This window comes from Spirillospora sp. NPDC029432, assembly GCF_040703975.1.
Lineage (GTDB): Bacteria > Actinomycetota > Actinomycetes > Streptosporangiales > Streptosporangiaceae > Spirillospora.
Map to the genome: position 1 here is coordinate 21,550 of NZ_JBEZWH010000054.1, position 12,828 is coordinate 34,377.

General features: G+C 69.3%; 15 protein-coding genes. 4 read left to right on the forward strand and 11 right to left on the reverse strand.

Annotated elements, in window-relative coordinates:
- Positions 1-4: 4 nt before the first annotated feature.
- The 3 genes from AB0881_RS31225 to AB0881_RS31235 form a co-directional block, all read right to left on the reverse strand.
- Positions 5-499, reverse strand: a complete 495-nt coding sequence (locus tag AB0881_RS31225) for a hypothetical protein (RefSeq protein ID WP_366622673.1) — start codon at positions 497-499, stop codon at positions 5-7.
- Positions 492-1,721, reverse strand: coding sequence for an RNA-directed DNA polymerase (locus AB0881_RS31230; protein WP_366622674.1), 1,230 nt, complete (start codon positions 1,719-1,721; stop codon positions 492-494). The genes AB0881_RS31225 and AB0881_RS31230 overlap by 8 nt, the downstream gene beginning before the upstream one ends.
- A 1,095-nt stretch (positions 1,722-2,816) precedes the next feature.
- On the reverse strand, positions 2,817-3,368 hold the full coding sequence (locus tag AB0881_RS31235) for a TetR family transcriptional regulator (protein WP_366622676.1): 552 nt from the start codon (positions 3,366-3,368) through the stop codon (positions 2,817-2,819).
- On the opposite strand from AB0881_RS31235, the gene AB0881_RS31240 reads away from it, so the two are divergent.
- Positions 3,328-4,800 (forward strand): amidase, encoded by a 1,473-nt coding sequence (locus tag AB0881_RS31240; protein ID WP_366622677.1) that lies wholly within the window; start codon positions 3,328-3,330, stop codon positions 4,798-4,800. The two genes, AB0881_RS31235 and AB0881_RS31240, sit on opposite strands and share 41 nt — an antisense overlap.
- A gap of 59 nt (positions 4,801-4,859) precedes the next feature.
- Here the strand turns inward: AB0881_RS31240 and AB0881_RS31245 are convergent, their stop codons facing one another.
- The 4 genes from AB0881_RS31245 to AB0881_RS31260 form a co-directional block, all read right to left on the reverse strand.
- Positions 4,860-5,612, reverse strand: coding sequence for a glucose 1-dehydrogenase (locus tag AB0881_RS31245; RefSeq protein ID WP_366622679.1), 753 nt, complete (start codon positions 5,610-5,612; stop codon positions 4,860-4,862).
- Positions 5,613-5,654: 42 nt separating this feature from the next.
- Positions 5,655-5,999, reverse strand: coding sequence for a VOC family protein (locus tag AB0881_RS31250; RefSeq protein ID WP_366622681.1), 345 nt, complete (start codon positions 5,997-5,999; stop codon positions 5,655-5,657).
- Between the two features lie 101 nt (positions 6,000-6,100).
- Positions 6,101-6,787: an endonuclease V gene (locus AB0881_RS31255; RefSeq protein ID WP_366622682.1), complete on the reverse strand. Its 687-nt coding sequence runs from the start codon at positions 6,785-6,787 to the stop codon at positions 6,101-6,103.
- A gap of 25 nt (positions 6,788-6,812) precedes the next feature.
- On the reverse strand, positions 6,813-8,015 hold the full coding sequence (locus AB0881_RS31260) for a serine hydrolase domain-containing protein (RefSeq protein WP_366622684.1): 1,203 nt from the start codon (positions 8,013-8,015) through the stop codon (positions 6,813-6,815).
- Positions 8,016-8,121: 106 nt separating this feature from the next.
- On the opposite strand from AB0881_RS31260, the gene AB0881_RS31265 reads away from it, so the two are divergent.
- Complete coding sequence (locus tag AB0881_RS31265) at positions 8,122-8,583, forward strand: flavodoxin (RefSeq protein WP_366622686.1); 462 nt, start codon at positions 8,122-8,124, stop codon at positions 8,581-8,583.
- A gap of 23 nt (positions 8,584-8,606) precedes the next feature.
- The gene (locus AB0881_RS31270) at positions 8,607-8,906 is read left to right on the forward strand and encodes a Dabb family protein (protein ID WP_366622688.1); all 300 of its coding nucleotides are present in this window, start codon (positions 8,607-8,609) and stop codon (positions 8,904-8,906) included.
- A gap of 18 nt (positions 8,907-8,924) precedes the next feature.
- Here AB0881_RS31270 and AB0881_RS31275 read toward each other — a convergent pair whose 3' ends face one another.
- The 3 genes from AB0881_RS31275 to AB0881_RS31285 form a co-directional block, all read right to left on the reverse strand.
- Entirely contained in the window at positions 8,925-9,518 is a 594-nt protein-coding gene (locus AB0881_RS31275; protein WP_366622690.1) for an ankyrin repeat domain-containing protein, read from the reverse strand.
- Positions 9,519-9,821: 303 nt separating this feature from the next.
- Positions 9,822-10,052, reverse strand: a complete 231-nt coding sequence (locus tag AB0881_RS31280) for a hypothetical protein (RefSeq protein WP_366622691.1) — start codon at positions 10,050-10,052, stop codon at positions 9,822-9,824.
- A 185-nt stretch (positions 10,053-10,237) separates the two neighbouring features.
- Positions 10,238-10,903: a TetR/AcrR family transcriptional regulator gene (locus AB0881_RS31285; RefSeq protein ID WP_366622693.1), complete on the reverse strand. Its 666-nt coding sequence runs from the start codon at positions 10,901-10,903 to the stop codon at positions 10,238-10,240.
- A 162-nt stretch (positions 10,904-11,065) separates the two neighbouring features.
- Between AB0881_RS31285 and AB0881_RS31290 the strand changes: the two genes are divergently transcribed.
- Positions 11,066-11,689, forward strand: a complete 624-nt coding sequence (locus AB0881_RS31290; RefSeq protein ID WP_366622694.1) for an HAD family phosphatase — start codon at positions 11,066-11,068, stop codon at positions 11,687-11,689.
- A gap of 12 nt (positions 11,690-11,701) precedes the next feature.
- Here the strand turns inward: AB0881_RS31290 and AB0881_RS31295 are convergent, their stop codons facing one another.
- Positions 11,702-12,781 carry a hypothetical protein gene (locus AB0881_RS31295; RefSeq protein ID WP_366622696.1) on the reverse strand — a complete coding sequence of 360 codons (1,080 nt, stop codon included), beginning with the start codon at positions 12,779-12,781 and terminating at the stop codon, positions 11,702-11,704.
- Positions 12,782-12,828 lie beyond the last annotated feature (47 nt).

Here is a 12,828-nt window from a genome sequence, read left to right on the forward strand (position 1 = left end):
TACCTCATGTGGGTGCGTCTTCGTAGTTGAGAACGCCACGATTTATCCGCTTCTGTGATTTACGAAAGAAGCGATTAGATGCCGGGTCAGTTTCTGAACTTATGGCGGAGTAGTCGCTTCTAAGTGTACGTAGCCTCGTTTCGAGTTCGGTGGCCTCGCTTGTCGTCTGAGCGAGATTCATCTCTAGGCGTGCCGCATGGCGGATATCGGTGAAGCCTTTAGCGGATTTCAGATACGAATTAGCTCTTCTGTCTGACCCCAGGAATACGGCAGTCGCTGCCACCGCACCAGCGATGGCTCCTAGCGTGCCCCAAGATTTCGACCATCCGAGCGCTACGACGAAGGACGATGCTGAACTTGTCAGAGCAGGAAAAAGAATGAACGTTTTTCCCCAGAAGGCGGCTGACTTTGCTGCTTCGAAGTAAGTTTGCGCCGAGTAGGATGCATCCTCATAGAGTCTTTCAAGTTCAGATATGATCTGCGGCGTGTTGTCACTCAATTTGTGTATATTGCCTTCCTGTTGCAGGAATCGGGATGCTATTCGGATGGGTTCTCAAGTACTTTGCAGTATGGTAAAGAGATGTATCTGACGTTGCAATAATATCTAGCCAACTGTCCGTGTATTGATCACTCTCGTAGCACGCCACAAGCAGTGCCCGCCGTACCCTCGTATTGGTCTCAGTTTGGAATAACTGGCGGAGCCTGCGTGCCTTCTCACGGGTAGCGAAAAGGCCAACATATCTAGCAGCGAATTCGCGAACAAAGCTATCCACATTCCGGTTCGTTAGAAGCCTCCATACCACATTTTCAGCGCCTTGGCTAACAATACGATGACTGATCATGTAGATCAGTAGATGCTGTTGTGCATAAGGATATAGTGTAAGTCCTCTGTCTTCAAGAAGACTAACTATAGCTTTCCCAATATTGGGCTTGAGTGGCTGGAACCTCCCTAGGTAGGATAGCGCCTCGCGGGCAACATGTGGTATCTCATCGAGGTTCTTTAGAAGCCAATCTACTGCATGATCGTCCCCAATATATTTAAGTTGAGTGAGGCAAAATTTCAGGTCGCGAGTACGAATAGGAGATTCTTGGATGGTTCGATCGAATAGATCTTCGACTTCTTTGATCGCACTAGGAACGCCTATCAGCAAAAAGTAGTTGATTGCGTCCTTGTCGGCGTCCTCGAATTCGTCGACTATGGCATCCCCTTGAACCACCTTCGTCTTAGGATTGGAGAGAGTGAGATGTCGATCGCGAAGCAGTCGGTTGATTGAGAGCAGTTGCTCCCGCAGTGAGACCCAATCCTCGCCGAAGATATAGACATCATCGGAATATCTTAGGTGTTGTAGTCCTGAGGCTCCGAGTTCTTGGTCCACGGGAAGGAGGTATAGATTTGCCAGGATTCCAGATGCCTCGTAGCTCTGAGGGATTCCCCAAGCGTTGCCTAGTCCATTGAATGCAACTAGAAAATTGCGGATAGTCGATATTGCCCACACTGGGGCAGAGATGTTGTTGAGGTCCTCAATGAGAATATCGGTCTCAATGTTCTCATAGAATGCGGTCACATCTGTGCGGGCCAGTAGGAGCTCAGGATTTGTGCTGTGAATATTTCTCGCTATTCGCTGCATGGCGACCCATGACCAAGTTGGATTAGCCACCTGAGCCTCATCGTGCTGCCAGCGGTAGCTGTGGACCGCGGCTGGTAGTTCGTTGTCGATCATCGGAGCTGCAGCCATGACCGCACACTCGTACGTTAGCCGATGCTCAAGGCTGAGCCTTGCCAGCGGGCGTACAGAAAGCCGGTCCTTAGGAAGGTCTACGATTTCGAACTGGGAGGGGTAGGTCCGCTCCTCAAGTATTTGTCGAATTAGTCGATCGCGATAATCTGGCCAATCTTTGCGTATATCTGCAAAGGCTATAGGATCGGGTAGATCCAGGTCGCCAGAAGAATTCCCAATCTGCGACCATGCAGTATCAAGACTTGTGGCTATCTCAGTTGGCTCGCCATGTTGCATTCGATGGGGGGCTTTCTGTTGCTCCACAGGGCTGAGTGGCATCGTACTGGATGTGCGTCAACTGTGCTGGGCAGGACACATGGCGCGCTGCCCCGTGGCGAAGTATGTCGACGGTTCGTTGGGCCGGACGTGTCCAGCAAGGCGAGTGGAAAGCACATGCAAGCGGGACGAGGGGCGCAGCGATGTTGAACCACTTCGTGTGAAGAGGGCAGGGCAGGCCCAGACGTCTCTCGTCAGATGAGAGAGGACACCGTTGGTGGGCGGTCAGTCCCCTCTCGTATGGCGAGGTCATGGCCGTGGTGCCGGGTTGCAGGTGAGAAGGGTAGCCAGGTATTGCTGGTCGTCAACGGTGCTGTAGCGAGGATTCCACTGTTGTGAGTGGCGACTGTGTTCTGTAGTGCCTTGGTTGTGCCTCTCCTGCCGGTTGAAGGGGAGCCAATCCGGGGAGCCAACCTGGGTCGGGTTGGGCCGACGTGGGTCGACTGCCCCGGACGGCTCGTCTGGACCTCCTTGGGTGTTCTTGCAGGTGAGGGGCTCTTTGAGGGACTTCCTCGGACTGTGTCGGACGGGCTCTGGATAAGGCTGGCTCAGGGGTTCCCTAAGTGAGGCTTAAGGGTGTTCCGGTGGGGGGTGAGGGGATCTAGCGTTCCTGGTGTCACATCCAAGACACGGCGGAGGTGCACAGGCGGAGAGCAGAGCGAACGTCGGCTGAGGTTCCGACTGAGGTTCCTGATTGAGACAGGTTTTTGGCTCGTACGGCCCTGTAACCCCGCTCTCGGGCCGTGCGGGCCAAAAGCCGTTTCAGGGGCGGGGGAGGGCGCCGTGGAGGAGGAGGCGGATGGCGTCGGCGGTGCCGGTGGCGGAGGTGTCGCCGGTGGCGAGGCGGCGGACGGCCAGGCCGTAGAGCATGGCGACGACGGCGGGGGCGTGGCGGTCCGGGTCGGGGATGCCGAGGGCGGTGAGCAGGGTGGTGGCGAGGCGGTCGTAGGCCTCGACGGAACGGGTGGAGGCCTCGCCGACGGCGGGGTCGCGGGCGGCGTGCAGGTGGAGTTCGAGGTTGGCGATCTGCTCGGGGCCGTAGGCGAACGCGAGGACGGCCTTCTCGACCTCGTCGGCGGCCTCGTCGGGGCCGGCGTCGCGGAGGCCGGCGGCGTGCTCGGTGACGCGGGCGATCTCGCGGTCGACGAAGGACGTCAGGGCCTCGCGGAGCAGGTCGGACTGGTTCGGGAAGTGGTAGGTGAGGGAGCCGAGCGAGACGCCGGCGGCCTTCGCCACGGCGCGGTTGGTCACGGCGCCGATGCCCTGCTCGCCGATGAGGCGGAGGGTGGCCTGCAGGATCCGGTCACGAGTCACGGGGTCAGTCTTTCGCGTTCGGGGAGTCCAGCGTATCGTTCGTTCGAACGAACGAGAGGGGTGCGTGGTGCTGCTGACCGACCAGGTGGAGGCCTTGGGGCGCGGGGACGTCTCCTCGGAGGAGCTCGTCAAGGCCTCGCTGGAGGCGATCGAGGCCTCGGAGCTCGGGGCTTTCCGGGTCGTGCGGGCAGATGCATTGCGGGAGGCGCGGGAGGCGGACAAGCGGTTGCGGGAGGGGGAGCGGCTTCCGCTGCTGGGGGTGCCCGTCGCGATCAAGGACGATACGGATCTGGCGGGGGAGACGACTCCGTTCGCCGTCCGTGGGCGGCACCCGGTCGCGGTGCGGGACGCCGAGGTGGTGCGGAGGCTGCGGGCCGCGGGTGCCGTGGTGGTGGGGAAGACGACCACCTGCGAGATCGGGTTGTGGCCGTTCAGCGAGTCGGCGATCGGGTGCGCGCGCAACCCGTGGAATCCCCGGTACACGCCCGGGGGGTCGTCCGGCGGGAGCGCGGCGGCGGTGGCGGGGGGCATGGTCGCGGCGGCCGTGGGGTCGGACGGGGCGGGGTCCATCCGCATCCCGGCCGCGTGGACGGGGCTGGTGGGGATCAAACCGCAGCGGGGGAGGGTGTCGGGGTTCCCGCACACGGATCCGTTCTACGGGCTGACGGTGTGGGGGCCGCTGGCGCGGAGCGTCCGGGACGCGGCGCTGATGCTGGACGTGCTGACCGGCAGCCATCCGGACGACGTCCACCGGCTCGACGCGCCGGTCTCGAGTTTCGTGGAGGCCGCTTCCAGGGAGCCGCGGCGGTTGCGGGTCGCCGTCTCGTTCCGGATGGCGTTCGGGGCCCGTGGTCCGCTGGATCCGGAGATCCGGGCCGCGGTGGAGCGGATCGCGAGGCGGCTGACGGAGCTGGGGCACAAGGTGTTCCCGGCCGATCCCGATTACGGGCCGGTCGGGCTGGGGCTGGTGCCGCGGGGGACGGCGGGTGTCGCCGACTGGGTCGACTCGATGGAGGGCGGCGAGCCGGAGCCCCGGACGCTGGCCGAGGCGCGGCTGGGGCGCGTGGTGGGGCGGCGGCTGCTGCCGTTGGCACGGAGGCTGGATCCTGTCCTCCGGAGGCGTGTCGGACGTATCTTCCGCTATGCGGACGTGGTGCTCACGCCCACTACGGCACAGCCGCCGTTGAAGGTGGGGCGGTACGAGGGCGTCGGATGGCGTGAGACGCAGGCGGGTGTCGCGGCCGCCTGCCCCTACGCGTGGCCGTGGAACGTCCTGGGATGGCCCGGGGTGAACGTGCCGGCGGGCCTGAGTAAGGAAGGTCTGCCCATTGGAGCCCAGCTGCTCGGGCATGATTCGGACGAGGCCACGCTGATAGCGCTGGCCGCGCAGCTGGAGGCCGTCGAGGGATGGACGGAGCGGCGGCCCGGATGAACTTGCGGCGAGCCGCCGGTGCGGGGGTCCACTCGAACCGGCGGCTCGTCGCAGGCTGCTCAGAAGCCGGAGATCAGGCCGCCGTCCACGAGCATCTCGCTGGCGGTGCAGTACGAGGAGTCGTCCGAGGCCAGGAACACGACGAGGCCGGTGACCTCCTTGGTGTTGCCGAGGCGGCGCAGCGGGAGGTTCTCCATGATCTGCACGGCGCGGTCGGCGGTGGCCTCGACGACGTCCTCCTGCATCGACATCGCGGTGACGATGCCGCCGGGGTGGATGGAGTTGACCCGGATGCCGTCCTTGCCCAGCTCGCGGGCGGCGGACTTGGTGAGGCCGCGGACGCCGTGCTTGCTGGCGCTGTAGGCGGCCAGGCCGGCGGTGCCGATGAAGCCGTCGGTGGACGAGACGTTGACGATCGAGCCGCCGCCCGCCTCGCGCAGCGCGGGGATCACCGACTTGATGCCGAGCCACTGCCCGATCAGGTTGACGTCGAGGATGCGGCGGCACTCCTCCAGCGTCATGTCCTCGATCGTGGTGTGGCGCATGATCCCGGCGTTGTTGACCAGGACGTTGAGCCCGCCGTAGGTGTCGACCGCGGTGCGGACGGCCGCTTCCCAGTCGCCGGGTTCGGTGACGTCGAGGTGGACGTACGTCGCGCCGTCCAGGTCGGCGGCGAGCTTGGCCCCCTCCTCGTCCAGCACGTCCCCGAAGACGACCTTGGCGCCCTCCTCGACGAAGCGCCGGACGTGGGCCTTGCCCATGCCGCGCGCGCCTCCGGTGATCAGGGCGACCTTGCCGTCGAGCTGTCCCATCTACACTCCTCTTTCCCGCGGCGTACCGCGGCGTTCTCCTGCTTACTGCCGGCTCGCGTAGAGGACGAGCGGGTTGCCGGCAGGGTCGCGCAGCACGGCGCGCACCCCGTCCGGTCCCTCCTCCGGCCCGCGGACGAGCAGCGCCCCGGCGGCGGTGAGCCGTGCGGTCATCGCGGCGACGTCGTCGACCTTGAAGGACACCGCGGGCTCGCCGCCGGTGAGGTCCTCCTCGGGCCCGGCGATGGCGAACGTGGTGCCGCCGCCGTCCAGCGTCGCGAACCGGCCGCCGTCCTGGAACGTGACCGCCAGTCCCAGGACGTCCCGGTAGAAGCGGACCGCCTCGTCCACGTTCCTGGCCCCGTAGAGGACGTTGCCGATTCGGGTCATGGGGCAAGCCTCCGGTGGGGAACGCGCGGTCCGATGGTGGCCAACCTAGCGCACGCTTGGTATGCGGACAATACCTCGATTACCCCCGAGTAGGCCCGGTGTCAGGCGGCGAGCGCGTCGCGCGACAGCCGGTCCGCGCGGCGCGTCGTCTCGGGCAGCCGGAACTCCGGGCTCAGCGCCAGCGCCAGCCCGCAGGCGGCGTCCAGGCCGATCCCGCTCCCGACCGACACGAAGACCGGCTTGACCCCCGCGCGGGTCCGCAGCACGCGCCCCACGGTCTCGCCGCCGTCGCGCAGCGGCCCGGACGCGCCGCGCTCCTCGCCCACCGGCCCGTACGACCCCACGAACGGCGTCTTCGCGATCCCGAACGACGGCAGCCCGGTGAGCACCCCCAGATGGCACGCCAGCCCGAAGCGGCGCGGATGCGCCACCCCGTACCCGTCGCACACCAGGACGTCCGGCACGGTCGCCAGCCCCCGCAGCGCCTCCACCAGCGCGGGCAGCTCCCGGAACGCGAACAGCCCCGGCACGTACGGGAACGCGGCCGTCCCCGTGACGACCGACTCCTCGACGACCTCCAGCGTCCGCGCGTCCAGGACGACCGCGGCGGCGGCCAGGCGCGCGGCCGCGCCCCCGCCGTCGCCCGCGTACGACACGTCCAGCCCGGCCACGGTCCGGGGCGACTCCGGCCCAGGGCCGGCCAGGTCGAGCAGCGGCCGCAGCCGGTCCTGGATCGCCTCGGCCTCCGCGGGGGTGGCGGGCCACGGGTGCAGGTCGCGTACCTCCATGGCCCGAGAACCTACCGCCCGGCGGCTACAGGGCCGCGTACACCGCCTTCACCAGGCCGTACGCGCGCAGGTCGCCGGAGAGCTGCTGGCCCATGAGGTTGGGCAGGTACGCGACGGCGAGGTCCGCGTCCGGGTCGCCGAGGCCGATCGAGCCGCCCGCGCCGGTGTGGCCGAACGCCGACTCCTGCGCGGCGGCGGGCGTGAAGAACGTCATGGACGGCCGCATGTAGCCGAGGCCGAACGAGCTGTCCACCAGCATCGTCCGGTCGGGGCCGCTGACGCGCGGCTTCATGGCCTCGCGCAGCGTCTCCGGCCGGAGCACGCGCCCCGCGACCAGGTCCCGGTAGAACCCCGCGAGGCCGGCCGCCGTGGTGAGCATCCCGGCCGCCGGCCAGCCCGCCCGCAGCACCACGGGGTTGTTGTAGCCGCCCTTGCCCGGGTGCGGGTTGTTGAGCGCGCGGTTGAGGCGGCTGCCGGGGTCGGTGTACGCGCTCGCGAGGAGGGCGAGCATGTCGTCGCCGCGGCCCTGGGACGGATCCGGGGGACCCGCCGGCTCCGTGCCGCCGCGCCGGGGGGCCTCGTCCCCGCCGCCGGGACGGCGCGCGGTCAGCTTGGCGGCGCGCGCGATGACGTCGTCCGGCGCGCCGATCCACAGGTCGAGGTCCCCGGCGAACTCCGCCCGCACGAACTCGCCGACCGTACGGCCCGACAGCCGCCGCACGATCTCCCCGGCCAGCCAGCCGTACGTCAGCGCGTGGTAGCCGTGCCCGTCGCCGGGCGTCCACTCCGGCTCCTGCGCGGCCAGCTCCGCCGCCCGCGCGGGCGCGTCCGCGGCCTCCTCCGCCGACACCGGCCGGGCGAACGCGGGCAGCCCCGCCTGGTGCGACAGGAAGTGCGCGGCGGTGGTGCCGTCCTTGCCGTGCGCCCCGTACTCCGGCCACCAGTCGGTCACCGGCCCGTCCACCTCGTACGCGCCGCGCTCGGCCAGCAGCAGCGCGGCGGTCGCGGTCAGCGCCTTGGTGCAGGAGAAACCGAACGCGGGGGTGTCGGCCGCCCACTCCCGCCCGGTGCGGTGGTCGGCGACGCCGCCCCACAGGTCGACGACCTTCCGGCCGCCCGCGTACACCGCCACGGCCGCGCCCAGCTCGCGCCCTTCGGCGAAGTTGCGCTCGAACGCGTCCCGTACGCCGGAGAAGGCCGGATCGCAGGTCCCCTGCACAGTGCTCATCGCCACGCTCCTCGCTCGAAGGGCTCACCCGGTACGAAACCGAATGATGCTCGATCCGGGGCCCGGACCGCGAGGCCTCCGCCGCGCCGATCTAGGCTCGTGGGCGATGGAGACCAAGAGGCTGCTGATCGTCCACCACACGCCGTCGCCGTCGCTGCAGGCGATGTACGAGGCGGTGCGCGCCGGCGCGACCACCGACGAGATCGAGGGCGTCGAGGTCGTGAGCCGCCCCGCGCTGACGGCCTCGCCCGTGGACGTGCTGGAGGCCGACGGCTACCTGCTGGGCACGCCGGTCAACCTCGGCTACCTGTCGGGCGCGCTCAAGCACTTCTTCGACCAGGTCTATTACCCGTGCCTGGAGGAGACCGTACGGCGGCCGTACGGGGCGTACCTGCACGGCAACAACGACGCGACCGGGGCGCTGCGGGCGCTGGAGTCGATCACGACCGGGCTCAAGTGGCGGGCGGCGCGGCCGCCGGTCGTGGTCACCGGCGAGCCGGGCCGGGCCGATCTGGAGGGCTGCTGGGAGCTGGGCGCGACCGTGGCCGCCGAGCTCGGGACGGTCTGAGCGGGGTCCGCTACGGTGACCCCATGAGTGGATTCCGGCACGTGGTGATGTTCGGGTGGGCCGAGGGGACCACCACCATGCAGCAGGAGGAGGTCGCGGCGAAGCTGCGCGGGCTGACGGCCGTGATCCCCGAGATCGGAACGCTGAGCGTGGGCCTCGACGCCGGGGTCAACCCGGGCAACTTCGACTTCGTCGTGGTGGGCGACTTCGCCGACCGGTACGCCTACGAGGCGTACCGCGACCACCCGGCGCACCGGGCCGTCGTCGACGAGTACATCAAGCCGATCGTCGACCGGCGCGCCGCCGTCCAGTACGAGCTGTAGCCGCGCCGCCCGCCCCGCTCAGCGGGCGCCGGCGGCCCTGAGGAGGTCCGCGATCTCCCGCTGCCCGCGGTCGAGGGCGTGCCGCAGCGGCGGGACGCCGTCGCGGTCCGCCCGGTTCACGTCGGCGCCGGCCCCGATGAGCAGCTCGACGATCTCGCGGTACGGGCGGGAGCCGTCGCCGGCCGTGATCGCCTCCAGCAGCCCCGTCCTGCCGTGCCGGTTGGCGTGGTCGACCTCGACGCCGGTCTCCAGGACGGCGCGCACGTAGCCGGCGTGGCCGCGCTCGCAGGCGGGGATGAGCGCCACGTCGCCGTCGCGGTTGGCCTGCGAGGGGTCGGGACGGGCGGGGAGCAGCGCCCGCAGCATCGCCACGCCGCCCGTCATCCCGGTGACCAGGAACGCGCTGTCGCCCCGGTGGTCGCGCGCGTCGGGGTCGGCGCCGGCCTTCACCAGCACCTCCGCGGTCTCGACGTGGTCGGCCGCGGCCGCCAGCAGCAGCGCGGTGCGGCCGCGCCCGTCGCGGGCCTCCAGCGACGCCCCGGCCTGCAGGGCGTCCCGTACCGCGGCGGCGTCGCCCTTGGCCGCCGCCGTCAGCAGTTCCTCGTCGTTCACCGGGCCCCTTTCCCGCGCTCCGCCCGAACGATCATCATTTCCGGTCCGGGCCGGGCACGTCACCAAGATCGACGATCTTTGTTGGGCCGAATGCCGAGCAAGCGCTTGTGTCGTCCGGCCGCCGGGGGTTAGGTTCGGCTGCGTAGGCACCGCCGGCGATCTCGCCCCCGAGTTCGCCGGCCGCCCCGAGAGCGCTTCTCACCGGGGACGGATCGCGCCCCGTCCCCGGTGAGGGGCACGGGTCATCGCGGGAGCCGGCCGGGCCGGAGGATCGCGTGAGGGAGGGCGCCGGACGGCGTCCCGTCATCCCAGCGAGCGCGCCCGCAGGATCAGATCGCGGATGTCCTGGACCGTCGGGCCCTCCAGCAGCCGGGGCCCGTCGCGCATCGGCACCAGTGCCCACCAGGACCCGGTCGCCTCGCCGTACCAGACGCGCACGCCGGGGAACTGGCCCTGGAGATTCCGGGCCGTGGCCGCCCGCAGCTCCGCCGGCGTGGGCTCCTCGTGCCCGGCGGTGCCCCGTTGCCCCGTCATGTCGCCTCCCTCCCCCATCTCACCGGTATCAGCGTCCGCGTGACGCAAAACATCACCCGGATTTGTGAAATTGTGACGAAAGACACCCGTGTCCCCTTAAAGGGCATGGGCGTGCGTTCACCAGGACGTACGGGCAGCGCGGTGGTCCGGCTCGCCGGGGCGGCGGCGCGCTGGAGAGGGACGGATCAGTGGTGGATGTTGATCCCGTCGAACATGACCTTGAGGTAGTGCTCGCCGAGCTCGGTGGAGTCGAGCCGGCCGCCCGGCCGGAACCACCGGACCGCCACCCAGATGGTGTCGCGGATCATCCGGTACGTGAGCTTGGCGTCGATGTCGGAGCGGAACACGCCGTCGGCCTGGCCGGCCTTGATGGTGTCCACCCACATCTTCTCGACCTCGTCCTCGGACCGGGTGAGGTACGCGAACCGGTCCATGTTCTTGAGGTAGTTCCAGTCGTTCTGCATCACCGTGATGGCGGCGCGGTGCGGCTCCAGGGTGCCGAAGGCGATGCGGACCAGCCCGGCGATCGTCTCCCGGGCGTCCTTCCCCTCGTCGATGACCTCCTGGTACGCCGCCATGATGTCGCGGAAGAACCCGGAGAGGATCTCGTCGACGATCGACTCCTTGGAGTCGAAGTGGTGGTACAGGCTGCCGGACAGGATCCCGGCCTGGTCGGCGATGTTGCGGACCGTGGTGGCCTGGAAGCCCTTCTCGGCGAAGAGCTCGGCCGCGAGCTTGACCAGGTGCTCCCGCCGCTCGGAGGCGAGCGCGGGGGAGCCCTTGCCGCGGCGGCGGCCGCCGCTCTCCCCGCCGGCCCGGGGCCGTCCCGAATTCGTGCTCGTGGTCGTCACCCTCTCATTATGCCGGGCACGCCCCGCGGCCCAGGCCCCTTCGCCCGTACGCGCGGGGCTCGGCACCAGCGTACGCGATGTAGCAAGCGCTTGGTATTCCTCCGTGCACCCGACGTGGCCGCCCGTTCGGAGTCGTGAGGAGACTCTGAATAGCCTGGGGGCATGCCCTCCCCGATCCCCGCGGCCGCCGCCGCCCCCTCCGGCCCGGCGCCCGCCATCGTCTTCGACCTGTACGGAGTGATCGCCCGCACCCAGACCGGCGCGGCCCGGCGGCGCATCGAGGAGCTCGCCGGGGTGTCCGGGGAGCCGTTCTGGGACGCCTACTGGGCCTGCCGCCCCGCCTACGACGCCGGCCAGGAGAGCGCCGCGTACTGGGCCGACGTGGCCGGGCGGCTGGGCGTCCGGTTCGCCGACGTCCCCGCCCTGGTCGAGGCCGACCTCGACAGCTGGTGCGACGTCGACGAGGAGATGGTCGGGCTCGTCACCGGGCTGGCCGACCGCGGCCGCACGATCGGGCTGCTGTCCAACATCATCGGCGATCTCGTCCCGCGCTTCGAGGCCCTGCACGGCGGCTGGCTGGACCGCTTCGACGCCCGCACGTACTCCTGCGAGATCGGCGTGGCCAAGCCCGACCCCGAGGCGTACCGGATCTGCTGCGAGCGCCTCGGCGTGCCCGTCGAGGGCACGCTGTTCTTCGACGACAGCGAGCGGAACGTGCGCGCCGCGCGCGAGGCCGGGATGGCGGCGGAGCTGTTCACCTCCGCCGACCAGATCCGCGCGCTCTGACCCGGGCCGGGGTCACTCCTCGCTCGGCGGCAGCGCCGCCCCGCCGGCCTCGGCCGCCTCGGTGAGCCGGTCGCGCAGCCGGCGGACCAGCTCGTCGCTCTGCTCGGTGAGCCGCTCGATCGCCGGCAGCGCGAGATCGTCGCGGACGGAGTCGGCGAGCAGGTCGTCGTACTCGTGCGCGCGGGCGGCCAGCGCGTCGAGATGGCGCTGCGCGCGGTACGCCTCGTCGGCCGCCCGGGTCCGCTCGGCGTAGCGCTCCAGCGCCTCCACCCGGCGGGTCACGGCGGCGACCGACAGGTCGAGCTTCTCCTGGTACGGGCGCAGCGCGGCCTTCACCTCCGGGACGACGGACTCGTCGGCCGCCGCCCAGACCCGGTGCTCCTTGCGCAGGTCCGACTGCCGGGCCAGCACCTGCGCGATCTCCCACTCCTGGCGGGGCAGCGTCACGGCGTTGTCGACCTCGTCGAGCAGGCCCGCCCGGTTGACCTCCGAGTCCCGGACGGTGTCGATCGCGGCCTGGACCCGCCCGAGCAGGTCGCGGGCCTCGCCGTCGAGGTCCTCGGGGGTGAGGTAGCGGTCGCGGCGCCGGGCCAGCTCGCGGGCGCGCTGCAGGTCGAGGGAGACGGCGGGGGAGCCGAGCGCGACCAGCACGGCCATCATCGCCAGCCCGAGCAGCCACAGCGAGCCCAGCACCGGGGCGCCCAGCAGGCCCATGCCGAGCACGGTGAGCGGTGCCAGCCAGACCAGCGGGCGGCGCCGGGCCACGATCGTGTCGAGCTCGGCCTTCAGCCCCGGATCGGCCACCGGGCGCGGCTCGGGCGGGGCGCCGTCCTCCTGGCGCGGCGGCGCGATCCGCTGCCAGTACGTCCCCACGTGCGTCTCGAACGCGAAGTCGGTCGGCGTGATCTCGATCTCGGTCGGCCCGGCCGGCAGCGGCCAGGACCCGACCGGGTCGCCGCCGCCGGGCCCGGTGAAGCGGACCCACCAGCCGCCCTTGCCGTCCTCGCACCGGTAGCGGCCGGGCGCCACGTCGATCCCGACGAAGTACGTCCCCACCCCCGGGATGGAGTTGCTCCAGGTACCACTGGTCACCGGCGACCTCCGACCCGACCTCTCCGCCGTGTCCGTCCCCTCGGCCT

What these genes read in the sequence shown, in the direction of transcription:
- AB0881_RS31230 (WP_366622674.1), bottom strand. Translation starts at nt 1,721, where the DNA reads ATGATCGACAACGAACTACCAGCCGCGGTCCACAGCTACCGCTGGCAG.
- AB0881_RS31240 (WP_366622677.1), top strand. Translation starts at nt 3,328, where the DNA reads ATGAGGCGGAGGGTGGCCTGCAGGATCCGGTCACGAGTCACGGGGTCA.
- AB0881_RS31245 (WP_366622679.1), bottom strand. Translation starts at nt 5,612, where the DNA reads ATGGGACAGCTCGACGGCAAGGTCGCCCTGATCACCGGAGGCGCGCGC.
- AB0881_RS31250 (WP_366622681.1), bottom strand. Translation starts at nt 5,999, where the DNA reads ATGACCCGAATCGGCAACGTCCTCTACGGGGCCAGGAACGTGGACGAG.
- AB0881_RS31255 (WP_366622682.1), bottom strand. Translation starts at nt 6,787, where the DNA reads ATGGAGGTACGCGACCTGCACCCGTGGCCCGCCACCCCCGCGGAGGCC.
- AB0881_RS31260 (WP_366622684.1), bottom strand. Translation starts at nt 8,015, where the DNA reads ATGAGCACTGTGCAGGGGACCTGCGATCCGGCCTTCTCCGGCGTACGG.
- AB0881_RS31265 (WP_366622686.1), top strand. Translation starts at nt 8,122, where the DNA reads ATGGAGACCAAGAGGCTGCTGATCGTCCACCACACGCCGTCGCCGTCG.
- AB0881_RS31270 (WP_366622688.1), top strand. Translation starts at nt 8,607, where the DNA reads ATGAGTGGATTCCGGCACGTGGTGATGTTCGGGTGGGCCGAGGGGACC.
- AB0881_RS31280 (WP_366622691.1), bottom strand. Translation starts at nt 10,052, where the DNA reads ATGACGGGGCAACGGGGCACCGCCGGGCACGAGGAGCCCACGCCGGCG.
- AB0881_RS31290 (WP_366622694.1), top strand. Translation starts at nt 11,066, where the DNA reads ATGCCCTCCCCGATCCCCGCGGCCGCCGCCGCCCCCTCCGGCCCGGCG.